The 15,072-nt window shown below is 56.4% G+C and carries 11 protein-coding genes; 8 read left to right on the plus strand and 3 right to left on the minus strand.

Going from position 1 to position 15,072, the window contains the following annotated elements:
- Positions 1-131: 131 nt before the first annotated feature.
- Complete coding sequence (locus tag AACY09_RS07570; RefSeq protein WP_339487004.1) at positions 132-2,612, plus strand: penicillin-binding protein 1A; 2,481 nt, start codon at positions 132-134, stop codon at positions 2,610-2,612.
- Positions 2,613-2,959: 347 nt separating this feature from the next.
- Here AACY09_RS07570 and AACY09_RS07575 read toward each other — a convergent pair whose 3' ends face one another.
- The 3 genes from AACY09_RS07575 to rpmE form a co-directional block, all read right to left on the minus strand.
- On the minus strand, positions 2,960-4,228 hold the full coding sequence (locus AACY09_RS07575; RefSeq protein WP_339487005.1) for a malic enzyme-like NAD(P)-binding protein: 1,269 nt from the start codon (positions 4,226-4,228) through the stop codon (positions 2,960-2,962).
- Between the two features lie 150 nt (positions 4,229-4,378).
- Entirely contained in the window at positions 4,379-5,182 is an 804-nt protein-coding gene (locus AACY09_RS07580) for a thermonuclease family protein (RefSeq protein ID WP_339487006.1), read from the minus strand.
- 26 nt (positions 5,183-5,208) lie between these two features.
- The gene (rpmE, locus tag AACY09_RS07585) at positions 5,209-5,421 is read right to left on the minus strand and encodes a 50S ribosomal protein L31 (protein WP_339487007.1); all 213 of its coding nucleotides are present in this window, start codon (positions 5,419-5,421) and stop codon (positions 5,209-5,211) included.
- Positions 5,422-5,587: 166 nt separating this feature from the next.
- Between rpmE and AACY09_RS07590 the strand changes: the two genes are divergently transcribed.
- The 7 genes from AACY09_RS07590 (at position 5,588) to phaC (ending at position 15,029) form a co-directional block, all read left to right on the plus strand.
- Positions 5,588-7,807, plus strand: a complete 2,220-nt coding sequence (locus AACY09_RS07590; protein ID WP_339487008.1) for a primosomal protein N' — start codon at positions 5,588-5,590, stop codon at positions 7,805-7,807.
- A 160-nt stretch (positions 7,808-7,967) separates the two neighbouring features.
- Entirely contained in the window at positions 7,968-9,707 is a 1,740-nt protein-coding gene (gene argS / locus AACY09_RS07595) for an arginine--tRNA ligase (protein WP_339487009.1), read from the plus strand.
- On the plus strand, positions 9,708-10,376 hold the full coding sequence (locus AACY09_RS07600; RefSeq protein ID WP_339487010.1) for an SPOR domain-containing protein: 669 nt from the start codon (positions 9,708-9,710) through the stop codon (positions 10,374-10,376). It begins immediately after the preceding gene.
- A 164-nt stretch (positions 10,377-10,540) separates the two neighbouring features.
- A complete protein-coding gene (gene hslV, locus AACY09_RS07605; RefSeq protein WP_339487011.1) occupies positions 10,541-11,074 on the plus strand; it encodes an ATP-dependent protease subunit HslV in 534 nt (177 codons plus the stop codon).
- 32 nt (positions 11,075-11,106) lie between these two features.
- Positions 11,107-12,447, plus strand: coding sequence for an ATP-dependent protease ATPase subunit HslU (hslU, locus tag AACY09_RS07610; protein WP_339487012.1), 1,341 nt, complete (start codon positions 11,107-11,109; stop codon positions 12,445-12,447).
- Positions 12,448-12,643: 196 nt separating this feature from the next.
- Positions 12,644-13,018, plus strand: a complete 375-nt coding sequence (locus AACY09_RS07615; protein ID WP_339487013.1) for a DUF971 domain-containing protein — start codon at positions 12,644-12,646, stop codon at positions 13,016-13,018.
- A gap of 331 nt (positions 13,019-13,349) precedes the next feature.
- Entirely contained in the window at positions 13,350-15,029 is a 1,680-nt protein-coding gene (gene phaC, locus AACY09_RS07620; RefSeq protein ID WP_339487014.1) for a class II poly(R)-hydroxyalkanoic acid synthase, read from the plus strand.
- Positions 15,030-15,072 lie beyond the last annotated feature (43 nt).

The following is a 15,072-nucleotide window of genomic DNA, read 5'->3' on the forward strand; positions in this document are numbered from 1 at the left end:
ACATTAAATAACAGTCTTGACAGAAGCGCAAATGGCTCCCAGTGGAAAAAAACGCTTATAATGTGATCGGTTTTTTCCTTTTTGCTTTGTCTTGTTCTTAACTCATTCTTTTATCTGGAAATCCAAAAATCTTGATGCGTTTGCTGAAATTCTTTGCATGGTCCTGCGTCGCCATTTTTTGTGGCCTGTTACTCAGTTTAAGTGGGGCTTTCCTCTACCTAAGCCCGAGCCTGCCCTCTGTCGACTCCTTGCGTAGCATCCAGCTGCAAATACCTTTACGGGTATTTAGCAGCGACGGAAAGCTGATCGCTGAGTTTGGTGAGATGCGCCGCTCCCCCATCGAATTTAAAGACATCCCCCCTGACTTCATCAACGCATTGTTGGCGGCCGAAGACGACAACTTCGAGCACCATTATGGCGTCGACCCGAGTAGTTTGATGCGCGCTGCCACGCAAATTTTAAAAAGTGGCCAAATTCAAACCGGTGGCAGCACTATCACCATGCAGGTCGCAAAGAACTACTTCCTCACCAATGAGCGTAGCTTCTCGCGAAAAATCAACGAAATTCTGCTGGCCTTACAAATAGAACGTGAGCTGAGCAAAGATGAAATTCTCGAGCTCTACGTCAATAAGATCTACCTTGGCCAGCGCGCATACGGTATCGAAGCAGCATCACAGGTTTATTACGGCAAACCTATTGGTGAACTGACGCTCTCACAGCTTGCAATGATCGCGGGCTTGCCCAAAGCCCCATCGCGCTACAACCCACTCGTTAATCCGACTCGCGCGAAAGAACGTCGCGACTGGATTCTTGGCCGCCTGCACCTGCTCGGAAAAATTGATGAGGAACGCTATCAAGCGGCACTCGCTGAACCGGTCAATGCAAGCTATCACGTAGCGACCCCAGAGCTGGCAGCCCCCTATATTGCAGAGATGGCCCGCGCCGAAATGGTCGGCCGCTACGGCAGTGAGGCGTACACCGAAGGCTTCAATGTTTACACCACGGTGCCAAGTGACAAACAACAAACCGCTAACGACGCACTGCGTGGCGGATTGCTGTCTTATGATCAGCGCCATGGCTATCGCGGACCGGAAAGCCGCCTACCCGGCATGACCAAGGAAACCTGGCTGACCGAACTGGCGAAGAAGTCAGCACTGGGGGGCCTTGAACCAGCCATTGTCACGCAAGTCGAGAAGAGCGGCATCCTCGTCCTGACCCGCGACGGCAAAGAAGAAGCCGTCAACTGGGAAAGCATGAAGTGGGCACGCCCATTCCTTAACACCAACAGCATGGGACCTCGACCTAAGCAGCCGAGCGAAGTGGCCCAGGTTGGCGATCTTATCCGCGTACAGCGCGGCGATGACGGCACTCTTAACTTTGTGCAAATGCCTACAGCGCAAGGCGCACTGGTATCGCTTGACCCGAAAAACGGTGCGATTCTCGCACTGGTCGGCGGCTTCTCATTTGAGCAAAGCAATTACAACCGCGCAGTGCAGGCTAAGCGCCAGCCAGGTTCAAGCTTCAAACCTTTCGTATATAGCGCCGCACTGGATAAAGGCTATACCGCTGCCACCCTGGTCAATGACGCCCCTATTGTTTTCACCAGCAGCAGCACCGATGAGGTTTGGCGACCGAAGAACGACAACAACACCTTCCTGGGCCCGATACGTTTACGTGTCGCCCTGTATAAATCGCGCAACCTGGTTTCGATCCGCCTGCTTCAGGCGATTGGCGTCAACTACGCCCGCAACTATGCCACCAAGTTCGGCTTCAACAAGCAAGACCTGCCACCGAACCTGTCTCTGGCCCTTGGCACCGCTGACCTGACCCCGATGGAAATCGCCACCGGCTGGACCACATTCGCCAATGGCGGCTACAAAACCCAGCCTTACTTGATCCAGAGGATTGATGACCGCCACGGCAAAACGGTGTTTACCGCCAACCCACCATCAGTGCCGAGCGTAGAACCGACCGAAGCCGAGCAAAAGCAAGAGCTCGCCGAAAGCGAAGCTGGCCAGGCAGCACCTGAAGCACCGGCGCTGGACACCGGCATCGTTCCGCAAACCGAAACAACTGATCCTGAGGCCCCGGTTGAGCCTGCGGTTGCCAAGCGCATCATTGATGCACGCACCGCCTACATCATGACCAGCATGCTGCAGGATGTGATCAAACGCGGTACCGGGCGTCGCGCACTGGCACTGGGACGCGATGACTTGGCCGGCAAAACCGGCACCACTAACGAGTCCAAAGACAGCTGGTTCTCTGGCTACAACGCCGACTACGTGACCACCGTATGGACAGGTTTTGATCAGCCAGAAAGCCTTGGCCGTCATGAGTTTGGCGGCACGGTAGCCCTGCCGATCTGGATGAAGTACATGGGCGCGGTTTTAAAAGACAAGCCAAGCAACCCACCAAAAGAGCCACCTGGCATTTTGACGCTGCGCATTGACCCATTCAGTGGCCGCACTGCTTCACCCGGCACGCCTGACGCTTACTTTGAGCTGTTCAAGAACGAAGATACGCCGCCGTCCATGGGCGAGATCGACCCTAATCTAGGCGTTCCAGGCAGCCCGCTGCCCGCAGATGACTCTGCACCAATGGACCTGTTCTAGAACCTCGTAGCCCATCCACCCGTGCTGTGGGCTAAAGGGGTGGATGGCGCTTTTTTCATCCACCATTGCGGTCTAGAATACTCGGCTTGTTTGTGCAGGCCATGGTGGACAAGCTTCGCGTTGTCAGACCCTACGAACCCGCCATTGCGCATCTCTACCCTAGGGTGGATGACGCCTTTTTCATCCACCATTCAAACGCCGCACTCACCCGAATTACTTACCCATGATCAATCATCTCGCTATTTGATCAATGGCGAACAAGCCGTGCATTGCCGCACCCCATGCAGACCCCGGCCTGAATCCCAGACACAAAAAACCCGCCGAAGCGGGTTTTTTATGCAGCAATCTTAGCCCTTGAACACATCATCCACTGATTGCAGGGGGTAATTTGCAGGGTAAGGCAGTGTTGCTACACCGCTCTCGATAGCCGCTTTTGCGACAGCATCAGAAATCAGAGTGATCAGACGCACGTCCATTGGTTTCGGAATGATGTACTCGCGACCAAAGGACAACTCGATACCGCCGTAGGCGTCGCACACTTCTTTAGGTACCGGCAGCTTGGCCAGATCACGCAGCGCAACAGCAGCGGCAATCTTCATCTCTTCGTTGATGCGCGTGGCGCGAACGTCCAGAGCGCCACGGAAGATGAACGGGAAGCCCAGCACGTTGTTGACCTGGTTTGGATAGTCTGAACGCCCTGTCGCCATGATCACGTCGCTGCGAGTGGCGTGCGCCAGTTCAGGCTTGATCTCTGGGTCTGGATTAGAACAGGCAAAGACAATTGGGTTTGCCGCCATACGCAGCAGACCTTCAGGGCTCAGCAAGTTGGCACCCGACAGGCCGACAAATACGTCAGCACCATCCAGCGCGTCATCCAAGGTACGCTTATCGGTTTCGCTGGCGAAGACTGACTTGTATTGATTAAGGTCATCACGACCAGCGTGAATCACGCCTTTACGGTCGATCATGTAGATGTTCTCGACCCTGGCGCCCATGCTTACCAGCAACTTCATGCACGAAATCGCAGCAGCACCCGCACCGAGGCAAACAATTTTTGCGTCCTCAACCCTTTTGCCAGCGATTTCCAGCGCATTGAGCATGCCAGCAGCCGTTACGATCGCTGTCCCATGCTGGTCATCGTGGAATACCGGGATATCACACTGCTCGATCAGCGCGCGCTCGATCTCAAAGCACTCAGGGGCTTTGATGTCTTCGAGGTTGATACCACCAAAGGTGATCGAAATACGCTTAACAGTGTCGATAAACGCCTGCGGGCTTTCAGAATCGACTTCGATGTCGAACACATCAATACCGGCGAAACGCTTGAACAGCACACCCTTGCCTTCCATAACTGGCTTGGAGGCCAATGGACCAAGGTTACCCAGACCAAGAATTGCGGTGCCATCAGAGATCACCGCAACCAGATTACCTTTACCGGTGTACTGGTACGCCAGCTCAGGATCGCGGGCAATTTCACGCACAGGCTCGGCAACACCTGGGCTATAGGCCAGGGACAAATCACGAGCAGTTGCAGTTGGCTTGGTCAGCTCTACGCTCAGCTTACCCGGACGCGGTTGGGCATGATATTCGAGAGCGGCAGTTTTCAAATCAGACATATTGGCGTTCCGCTTTTTTGGACTATTAAGGCAGACCGCCGAGGATACTCAAATTGTATACAGCTGCACAAGACTGTTCGGTCAGCCTTAGTACTGATTGCCCATGATTTGCCTACTCAGCAAGACTAAAATCCAACTCACGACCAATCGTCAGTCAGCTAACACCTGCAACATCGACTCATGCCCAAGCGTCAGCATCCAGCGCGCCTGTTGCCTGGCACTCAAGCTAGGTCTGGCACGGTCAACTACCCAGCCACGCGCCTCAACTTCGCGCCCAAGCAAGCCCTGGCCGTGAGCACGGACAAACCCATCTACTTGCCCCTTCGGCACACGCAGCACCAGCGACTCTCCCATCTCTAACCACAAGCCCCCACGATTTCGCTGCACCTGTTTAACAACACCACGCACCAGCGTGAAGCCGCCAGCACTGAGCGCATGGGCTGCTATAACCGGGGAGTTTCGCCATAAACCGAGCCTGGACGCTCTGGCTGATTGCTCGGCGGCTTGAAAGCATTTGCGCTGCTCAAGGTTAGGCGCCACAGCCACCCAGTAACCAAGCCCCTCAGCCAGCAATTGCGCCTCCAGACTGCGCCCCTGAGCATCGTAGGCATGAGCGAGGACACGCCCATAATGGTCTTTGGGTTCGCCCCCTACCTGCAAGGTTATCTGTCCATCGCTGGCGGCGACCAGAGCACTTAGACGCCGTTTCGCCTGCACCGCAAAGGGCTCAACCGTTCGCCCTTTGCCGCCCATTTCAGGCGTATTGATGCCGATCAAGCGCACACTGCGACCATCTACCAAACGCAAGGTGTCGCCATCGACCACACGGCTGACCGCAACCTGCGGCGCCTGAACCGCCGCAGGACAAAGCGCCAGCGCCGGAGCAAGGTAAAATCCAGATACAAAAAAGGCGCCCACCAGGGACGCCTTTTTTAGTTTCGAGAAGAGGGCCATCGGGCCGCTCTTGACGATTCGGTCGCTTACTTCGCGCCGAAAACACCGAAACGCTGCTTGAAGCGATCGATACGGCCGCCAGCGTCCAGTACTTTCTGTTTGCCTGTGTAGAACGGGTGGCACTCAGAGCAAACGTCGAGGCTCAGTGGCTTAGCCAGAGTCGAACGAGTTTTGATAACGTTACCGCAGCTGCAAGTAGCTTCGATAGCGACGTATTCTGGATGGATATCGGCTTTCATGGGGTATTCCTCAATAATGTGTGCCGCCACCTAACCGGATGTCAGGTACCGCACGGAACGGGTTGCGGACTATACCAGACCCAGAAACTCACGCAAGCAGTGTAAAGCACCGGCTGTCGCCTGATCACATGCTAATATTCGGCTCCTTCTCACCGGGAGCCTGTGTGTGACCGACGCTATTTTGCGCCTCGCATTGCCTTCGCCGCTGCGCCGACTGTTTGACTACCTGGCCCCTGCCGGTGTCTCCCCCGACGCTTTGCAGCCGGGCGTCCGGCTACGCGTGCCATTTGGTCGACGCGAGCTGGTCGGCATACTGGTTGAGGTCACCGATCAAAGCGAAGTGCCCATCGACAAACTCAAGCCGGCACTCGAACTGCTCGATGAGCAATCAGCGCTGCCGAGCTCTTTTTTCAAGTTTTGCCTGTGGACAGCGCAATATTACCAGCACAGCTTGGGCGACACCTTTAGCTGGGCCTTGCCGATTTTACTGCGCCAAGGCGAACCTGCACAGGCACGCCAGGAACGCTTCTGGCTGGCCAATGACGGCGCCAGCCTCGAAGACCCGCGCCTGAGCCGCGCGCCACGCCAGCGTGACGCACTGAAAACCATCGCCCAACACCCCCATGGCGTCGCCCACGGCTTGCTCAGCCAGCTGCAACTGAATAAAGACAGCCTCGATCTGCTGCGCGAAAAAGACCTGATACGTGTCGAAGTCCGGCGCCACGCCGCTCACCCGCGCCCCACCAACTGGCTGGCGCAACCTGAGCTGAGCTTGAATCCAGAACAAAGCGCAGCCACCACGGCGATTCGCTCGGGACTGGGCAGTTTCAACACCTATTTGCTCGCAGGTGTGACTGGCAGCGGCAAAACCGAAGTCTACTTGCAGTTGATCCGTGAAACCCTGGAAGCCGGCAAACAGGCACTGATCTTGATCCCCGAGATCAATCTAGGCCCGCAGACACTGGAGCGCTTCGAGCGCCGCTTTAATGCCCGCATCGCATTACTCCATTCAGCGGTCAACGACCGTGACCGACTTGACGCCTGGCTAGCTGCCCGCGACGGCGAGGCAGACATCATCATTGGCACCCGCTCGGCGCTGTTCACCCCAATGAAAAATCCGGGGCTGATCATCATCGATGAAGAACATGACGCCTCTTATAAGCAGCAAGAAGGCCTGCGTTACCATGCCCGCGACCTGGCCATTGTCCGCGCCCATCAAGAAAACATCCCGATTGTGCTCGGCTCAGCCACGCCTTCACTGGAAAGCCTGCACAATGCCAATATGGGGCGCTACGCTCTGCTGCGCCTTAATCAACGCGCGGGCAACGCCAAGGCACCCAAGTTTTTACGCCTCGATGTAAAGAGCCTGCCGCTGGACTCGGGTATTTCGGGGCCAATGCAGCAAGCCATTCGCAAAACCCTGGAGGCCGGCCAGCAAGTGCTGGTATTCCTTAACCGCCGCGGTTTTGCCCCGACTTTGCTGTGTCATGACTGCGGCTGGCTATCTGAATGCCCGCGTTGTGACGCCCGGATGACGGTGCACCAACGCACGCGTGAGCTGCGCTGCCATCACTGCGGTCACAGCGAGCGTCAGCCGCACAACTGCCCGAAATGTAAAAGCGTTGACCTGCGCCCTGTAGGCGCAGGCACCGAACGTGCTGAAGAACGCCTGCAGATTCTGTATCCAGAGGTTCCGGTGTTGCGGGTCGATCGTGACAGCACTTCACGCAAAGACGCCATGACCCAGCTGTTCAATACCATTCAGAAAGGCGAGCCGTGCATCTTGGTCGGCACCCAAATGCTCGCCAAAGGCCATCACTTCCCCCGGGTCACGCTGGTGGCAATCCTCGACGCAGATGGCGGTTTGTTCTCTGCCGATTTCCGCGCCAGCGAGCGCATGGCCCAATTGATTGTGCAGGTTGCCGGACGCGCAGGCCGTGCTGAAGAGCCCGGCAAGGTGATCATTCAAAGCCACCTGGCCGATCACCCGCTATTAGTACAACTCACCGAGCAGGGATACTTCGCCTTCGCCGAACAAGCCCTCAGTGAACGCCGCAGCGCCGGCTTGCCACCCTTTTGTCACTTGGCCCTGCTGCGCGCCGAAGCACACAAACCGGGCCAGGCTGAAGGGTTTCTCGATCAAGCCTGCACTGAAGCTGAACTGCAACTCGAAGAACTACAGCTCAGCGGCATCGAGCTGCTTGGCCCAGTGCCCGCACCGATGGAGCGCCGGGCGGGGCGTTACCGCGCACAACTGCTGATTCAAAGCAATGCCCGAGCACCGCTGCACCGCTTGCTTAATAGCTGGCTCAATGCCCTTGAACAAATGCCCAGCGGCAGAGCCGTGCGCTGGTCGCTGGATGTCGATCCAATAGACTTGTTCTAAACAACGCGCCTACAGGCTAGGCTTATGGGGCAAACCATCAGGGTTTTAATCACCACTGAGAGCTTTGCCCTTGATGCGAGCCCCTCAAGCTGTCGATAATGTACAGTTTTCAACCAGTGCCTCACGCGCAGCCGCGCCCGATCGGCCGACAGAGCAGACCATGAAAGACAGCATTCGCCACCTGATCCAACAAGCCCTGACCGTCCTCACCACTGAAGGCGTGCTGCCTGAAGGCTTGACCCCGACGATTCAGGTGGAGAACACCAAAGACAAAAGCAATGGTGACTTCGCCAGCAACATCGCCATGATGCTGGCCAAGCCTGCGCGGATGAAGCCACGTGATCTGGCTGAAAAGCTGGTTGCTGCGCTGCCTGCCGACCCGCAAATCAATAAGGTCGAAATCGCCGGACCGGGCTTTCTTAATTTTTATCAGAACAACGCGGCACTGGCTCAGCGCTTGGAAGCCGCGCTTGCAGACCCGCATCTGAATGTACGCAAAGCCGGTCCCACGCAGCGAGTTGTTATCGACTTGTCGTCGCCAAATCTGGCCAAAGAGATGCACGTTGGCCATCTGCGCTCGACCATCATTGGTGACGCGGTTGCCCGGGTGCTGGAATTTCTCGGTGACGACGTCATCCGGCAAAACCATGTGGGCGATTGGGGCACCCAGTTCGGCATGCTGCTGGCCTATATGGAAGAAAACCCAGAGGCTGCCAAAAGCGAGTTGTCCGACCTGGAAGTCTTCTATCGCGCCGCCAAGAAGCGCTTCGATGACTCTGAAACCTTCGCCAACCGGGCCCGCGAACTGGTGGTGAAATTGCAAGCCGGTGAGCCGGAGTGCATGCGCTTGTGGCACCGTTTCAATGAAATTTCCCTGAGCCATTGCCAGAAAGCCTACGACCGCCTCAACGTCAAACTGACGCCAGCCGACGTGCGCGGCGAAAGCGCTTACAACGACGACCTTGCCAAGGTCGTCGCCGACCTGCAAGCCAAAGGCCTGCTCAGCGAAAGCGAGGGCGCCAAGTGTGTATTCCTCGACGAATTCAAAAATGCTGAAGGCAATCCGCTGCCGGTGATTGTGCAGAAAGCCGGTGGCGGCTATCTGTACTCAACCACTGACCTTGCGGCCATGCGGTATCGCAGCCAGACCCTCAAAGCTGACCGCGCCCTGTACTTCGTCGACCAACGTCAGGCCCTGCACTTCCAGATGGTGTTTGAAGTGGCCCGCCGTGCTGAGTTTGTCGGCGCTGACATGCAACTCGAACACATGGGCTTCGGCACCATGAACGGCGCAGACGGGCGCCCGTTCAAGACCCGTGATGGCGGCACCGTGAAATTGATCGACCTGCTCGACGAAGCCGAAGAGCGCGCCTACCAGTTGGTTAAAGCGAAAAACCCGGACATCAGCGAAAATGAGCTGCGCACTATTGCCCACGCCGTCGGGATTGGCGCGGTTAAGTACGCCGACCTGTCAAAACACCGCACCAGCGACTACAGCTTCAATTTCGAATTGATGCTCAGCTTTGAAGGCAACACCGCGCCCTATTTGCTCTACGCCTACACCCGGGTCGCCAGCGTGCTGCGCAAGCTCGGAAAAAGTTTTGATGAGGTTAACGGCCCGCTTGACCTGCAGACTCCGCAAGAAATCGAACTGGCAGGTAAGCTCGCCCAGTTCGGTGAAGTACTCAACAGCGTTGCCGACAAAGGTACGCCGCATATTCTTTGCACCTACCTTTATGATGTTGCCGGCCTGTTCTCAAGCTTCTACGAGCATTGCCCAATCATCAACGCCGACACCCCGCAAACCCAGCAAAGCCGCCTGCGCCTTGCTGCACTGAGCGGCCGCACACTCAAACAAGGTCTGCAATTGCTCGGCCTGGAAACATTGGAGCGTATGTAAGTGGCAGCCCGTAAAAAACCGGCCCCTAAACGCGGGGCCAGTCGTTACAAAGCACCTGCAAAAAAGCCCATTCCGGGATGGATTTGGCTGGCCTGCGGCCTGGCCATTGGCGTTTTTGTAATGCTGCTGATGAACCTCAAGCCAGGCAGTGGCGAGGTGCAGCGTGACCGCGCCGAACAGGCGCGCAATGCCAAGGCAGCCAAACCTGCCGCTAAGCCTGAATCAACTAAACCCAAGTATGACTTCTACACCTTGCTCCCTGAGTCAGAGGTCATAGTGCCGCCAGAAGCCTTGCCCCAAAGCAAGCCTGAGCAGAAGCCGGTAACCCCTGCTGAAGCGGCGAAGATTGATGCTGCACGAGCAGAAGCGGCGCTTAAAGGCGAAACACCGCCACCGGCACCGGTAGTCGCGCAGGTTGCGCCCGTGACCACTCAGTTTTTCCTGCAGGCCGGCTCGTTCCGGCGCAAGGACGATGCTGAAAGTGTGCGCGCGCAAATCACCTTGCTCGGTCAGAGCGTTCGGGTCGAGGCCGGCAAGGTCAAGGACGAAACCTGGCACCGCGTGTTGGTGGGTCCGTTCTCGACCCGCGAGCAATTGTCGCAGTCGCAAAAAACCCTTGCGGCCAACGGCTTCAGCAACCTGCTGCTGCAACAGCGCCAGGCCAACTGACTCCTGCCTATGACCGGCTCGCCCTGAGCCGGTCAGCAATTTTCTGTTACGCCCTCAGCACCTAATTAATCGAAAATCCCAACGCCTCGGTTGAAAAGCGCCAACCGCCCCCCCATTTGTTTCTACATTGGGCATTTTCGCCCCGCAGCGTGGAGACTCTCCCCTTGACCACAATCGTATCAGTGCGCCGCCACGGCAAAGTCGTCATGGGCGGCGACGGCCAGGTTTCTTTGGGCAATACCGTGATGAAAGGCAACGCGAAAAAAGTTCGTCGCCTGTACCACGGCCAAGTACTCGCAGGGTTCGCGGGCGCAACTGCAGACGCCTTTACCCTGTTTGAGCGCTTTGAAGGCAAGCTGGAAAAGCACCAAGGCCATTTGGTCCGCGCCGCTGTTGAGCTGGCGAAAGACTGGCGCACCGATCGTTCACTGAGCCGTTTAGAGGCCATGCTAGCGGTCGCCAACAAAGATGCATCATTGATTATTACTGGCAACGGCGATGTCGTTGAACCTGAACACGGCTTGATCGCCATGGGCTCTGGCGGCGGTTTCGCCCAGGCTGCGGCAATCGCTTTACTGCAAAACACTGAGGACATGACCGCTCGCGAAGTGGCCGAAAGCGCGCTCAACATTGCCGCCTCAATTTGTGTGTTCACCAATCAGAATTTGACTATCGAGGAACTGGACTCAGCGATTTAATCCGCCTGAGTGCCGTTTGGAGCCTATTACCCATGTCCATGACACCCCGTGAAATTGTCCACGAGCTGAATCGCCACATCATTGGCCAAGACGATGCCAAGCGTGCTGTAGCGATTGCCTTGCGTAATCGCTGGAGGCGCATGCAGTTGCCCGCCGAGCTGCGCGCTGAAGTCACCCCGAAGAACATCCTGATGATCGGCCCGACGGGGGTGGGTAAAACCGAAATCGCTCGCCGCTTAGCCAAACTGGCTAACGCGCCCTTCCTCAAGGTTGAAGCGACTAAATTCACTGAAGTGGGCTATGTTGGCCGTGATGTTGAGTCGATCATTCGCGACCTGGCTGATGCGGCGCTGAAGATGCTCCGCGAGCAGGAAATTGTCCGCGTGCGCCATCGTGCCGAAGATGCTGCCGAAGATCGCATCCTCGATGCCCTGCTGCCGCCAGCTCGCAAGGGTTTCCAAGAAGAAGCCGCACCAAGCACTGACTCCAACACCCGTCAGCTGTTCCGTAAGCGTTTGCGTGAAGGCGAGCTGGATGACAAAGAGATCGAAATCGAAGTCGCCGACAGCCCAGCCGGGATCGAAATCATGACCCCGCCGGGCATGGAGGAGATGACCAACCAGCTGCAGAACCTGTTCTCGAACATGGGCAAAGGCAAAACCAAGAGCCGCAAGCTCAAGGTCAAAGATGCCTTGAAGATGGTTCGCGAGGAAGAAGCCGCGCGCCTAGTCAATGAAGAAGAGCTTAAAGCGCGCGCGCTGGAAGCCGTTGAACAGCACGGCATTGTATTTATCGACGAAATCGACAAAGTCGCCAAGCGCGGCAACACCGGGGGTGCGGATGTTTCCCGCGAAGGTGTACAGCGTGATTTGCTGCCGTTGATCGAGGGCTGCACAGTCAACACCAAACTGGGCATGGTCAAAACCGACCATATCTTGTTTATTGCCTCCGGTGCCTTCCACCTGAGCAAGCCGAGCGACCTGGTCCCTGAGTTGCAGGGCCGCCTGCCAATTCGCGTAGAACTCAAAGCCCTGAGCCCAGAAGACTTCGAGCGCATCCTCACTGAGCCCCATGCGTCACTTACTGAGCAATACGCAGCACTGCTCAACACTGAAGGCTTGGGTATCGAGTTTGCCGCCGAGGGCATCAAGCGCATCGCCGAGATCGCCTGGCAGGTTAACGAGAAGACTGAAAATATCGGTGCACGTCGTCTGCACACTTTACTCGAGCGCCTGCTTGAGGAAGTGTCATTCAGCGCTGGCGATATGGCCGCCGACCACAGTGGCAAACCAATTCTGATTGACGCCAGCTACGTTAACAGCCACTTGGGCGAACTGGCAGAAGACGAAGACCTGTCGCGTTATATTCTCTAGCCGCGCGATAGGCTTTGGCGTACAAGGGTGGATGACGTCTTTTTCATCCACCACTGGGCCGACGGACACTTAATATGGTTCCTGATACTTGGATGTGTTGATCGCTGCACATTTGATCATTACCCAATGAAGGACAAGCGTCCGCCGCCCAAGCAGCTACTGTCTTTTAACCCTTTGCACGGCGTGAACACTCTCCATGGCGAAAATCCCCAGCGCAATCGAACTGCACAAGGCATCGAAAACCCTGACGCTGAAGTACGCTGAGGGTAGCTACACCTTGCCTGCCGAGTTTTTACGCGTCCACTCACCCTCTGCCGAGGTGCAGGGTCACGGCAATCCAATCCTGCAAACCGGCAAGCTCAATGTCGGCTTGAGCAGCATCGAGCCCGCAGGCAACTACGCACTGAAACTGTGCTTCGATGACGGCCATGACAGCGGCTTGTTTAGCTGGGACTACCTTTATCAGCTTGCCACTCGTCAGGATCAACTCTGGTCAGACTACCTCGCCGAGCTGCAAGCCGCTGGCAAGTCGCGCGACCCCAGCGAATCAATTGTGCGGCTCATGCAGTAAGCGGGCGCCGCACCACGGCCTGCTCCAACCCACCGCGCACGCACCAAATCGGCCATTGCTGCGTTTGCCCGCCATTGCGAGCGCACAGTTAGAACGCATTTTCTAATCTCTCAAGGCATACTGCTTTAACTCAATGCTGCACACGCACGCCTTGCGTAAAGGCAAAAACTCGGGTAACCAAGTAACTGGCAAGTTACCTGCATCTGGAGCAACCAGCTGCATACAGTAGTCATGTTAATTGCATACGGTAACCCGAGTAACGCCGCGCCCTTGCTTATGTCCGCGCGCATAATGCAATTGAGGTCGGTGTCTCAGGACAATGGAGCGTCAAATGGCTGATAAAAATAATGATGCCCTGAAGCATCAAGCTTCAGAAAACACCCTTGGCCTTAATCCCGTCGTTGGGATCCGTGGTAAAGACCTGCTTACTTCAGCGCGAATGGTGATGTCCCTTGCGCTGCGGCAACCTTTACACAGTGCCAAGCATGTCGCGCATTTCGGTCTCGAGCTGAAAAACGTTATGTTCGGCCAATCTGAACTACAGGCCGATCCTACGGATAAGCGCTTTAATGACCCTGCCTGGAGCCAAAACCCGCTGTATCGGCGCTACCTGCAAACCTACCTGGCTTGGCGCAAAGAACTGCACCAGTGGATCGACGAAAGCACCCTGTCACCACAAGATGCCAGCCGCGGTCACTTTGTGGTTAATCTGATGACTGAAGCCATGGCGCCAAGCAATACGCTGGCCAATCCAATGGCAGTCAAACGCTTCTTCGAGACGGGCGGCAAAAGCCTGCTCGACGGCCTCTCCCACCTTGCCAAAGACATGGTCAACAACGGCGGCATGCCGAGCCAAGTGAATATGTCTGCCTTCGAGGTGGGTAAAAATCTGGCCACCACTGAAGGCGCTGTAGTCTTTCGCAATGACCTGCTCGAATTGATCCAGTACGCCCCTGTCACTGAACAAGTCCACGAACGGCCTCTACTGGTCGTACCGCCGCAGATCAACAAGTATTACGTGTTCGACTTGTCGGTGGAGAAAAGCGTGGCGCGCTTTCTGTTGCGCAATGGCGTGCAGACCTTTGTAGTCAGCTGGCGCAACCCGACCAAAGCCCAGCGCGAATGGGGCCTGAGCAGTTACATCGAAGCGCTTAAAGAAGCGATTGAGGTGATCTGCGCTATTACCGGCAGCAAAGACATCAACATGCTGGGCGCGTGCTCCGGCGGCTTGACCACCACTTCGCTACTCGGCCATTACGCGGCGCTGGGCGAGCAGAAAGTCCATGCCCTGACCTTGCTCGTGAGTGTGCTCGACACCCAGATGGATACGCAGGTCGCGCTGTTTGCCGATGAGAAAACCCTTGAAGCGGCCAAGCGGCGCTCCTACCAAGCGGGCGTGCTCGAAGGCAGCGACATGGCGAAAGTGTTTGCCTGGATGCGGCCCAATGACTTGATCTGGAACTATTGGGTCAACAACTACCTGCTGGGTAACGAACCACCTGTTTTCGATATTCTGTACTGGAACAATGACACCACACGCTTGCCGGCTGCCTTGCATGGCGAGTTCATTGATATGTTCGTCACCAACCCATTGACGCGCACGGGTGCACTTGAGGTCTGTGGTACGCCTATTGACCTGAAACAGGTTAAGAGCGATCTGTTTTGCGTAGCAGGCAACACTGACCACATCACGCCGTGGGAGTCGTGCTACAAGTCAGCCAAACTGTTTGGCGGTAACTGCGAGTTCGTTCTCTCTAACAGCGGGCACATCCAGAGCATCCTCAACCCGCCGGGCAATCCCAAATCACGCTACATGACCAACGCCGAGATGCCAGATGACCCCAAAGACTGGCAGGCGAACTCAACCAAACACACGGACTCCTGGTGGCTGCATTGGCAACAATGGCTGGCCGAGCGCTCAGGTAAAACAAAACCGGCGAAAGCCCAGCTGGGCAATAAAAAATACCCGGCAGGTGAAGCTGCACCCGGCACCTATGTACACGAACGCTAATTAATTGCGCACTGCGCACTGATGCCCGCAGCGCAAGAACTGC

Origin of the sequence: Pseudomonas sp. EL_65y_Pfl2_R95 (assembly GCF_963971045.1) — a bacterium.
Lineage (GTDB): Bacteria > Pseudomonadota > Gammaproteobacteria > Pseudomonadales > Pseudomonadaceae > Aquipseudomonas.

Bases quoted from the DNA above. Each gene is read 5' to 3' on its own strand.
- AACY09_RS07580 (WP_339487006.1), bottom strand. From the start codon at position 5,182: ATGGCCCTCTTCTCGAAACTAAAAAAGGCGTCCCTGGTGGGCGCCTTT.
- AACY09_RS07575 (WP_339487005.1), bottom strand. From the start codon at position 4,228: ATGTCTGATTTGAAAACTGCCGCTCTCGAATATCATGCCCAACCGCGT.
- AACY09_RS07615 (WP_339487013.1), top strand. From the start codon at position 12,644: ATGGCGAAAATCCCCAGCGCAATCGAACTGCACAAGGCATCGAAAACC.
- rpmE (WP_339487007.1), bottom strand. From the start codon at position 5,421: ATGAAAGCCGATATCCATCCAGAATACGTCGCTATCGAAGCTACTTGC.
- hslU (WP_339487012.1), top strand. From the start codon at position 11,107: ATGTCCATGACACCCCGTGAAATTGTCCACGAGCTGAATCGCCACATC.
- phaC (WP_339487014.1), top strand. From the start codon at position 13,350: ATGGCTGATAAAAATAATGATGCCCTGAAGCATCAAGCTTCAGAAAAC.
- argS (WP_339487009.1), top strand. From the start codon at position 7,968: ATGAAAGACAGCATTCGCCACCTGATCCAACAAGCCCTGACCGTCCTC.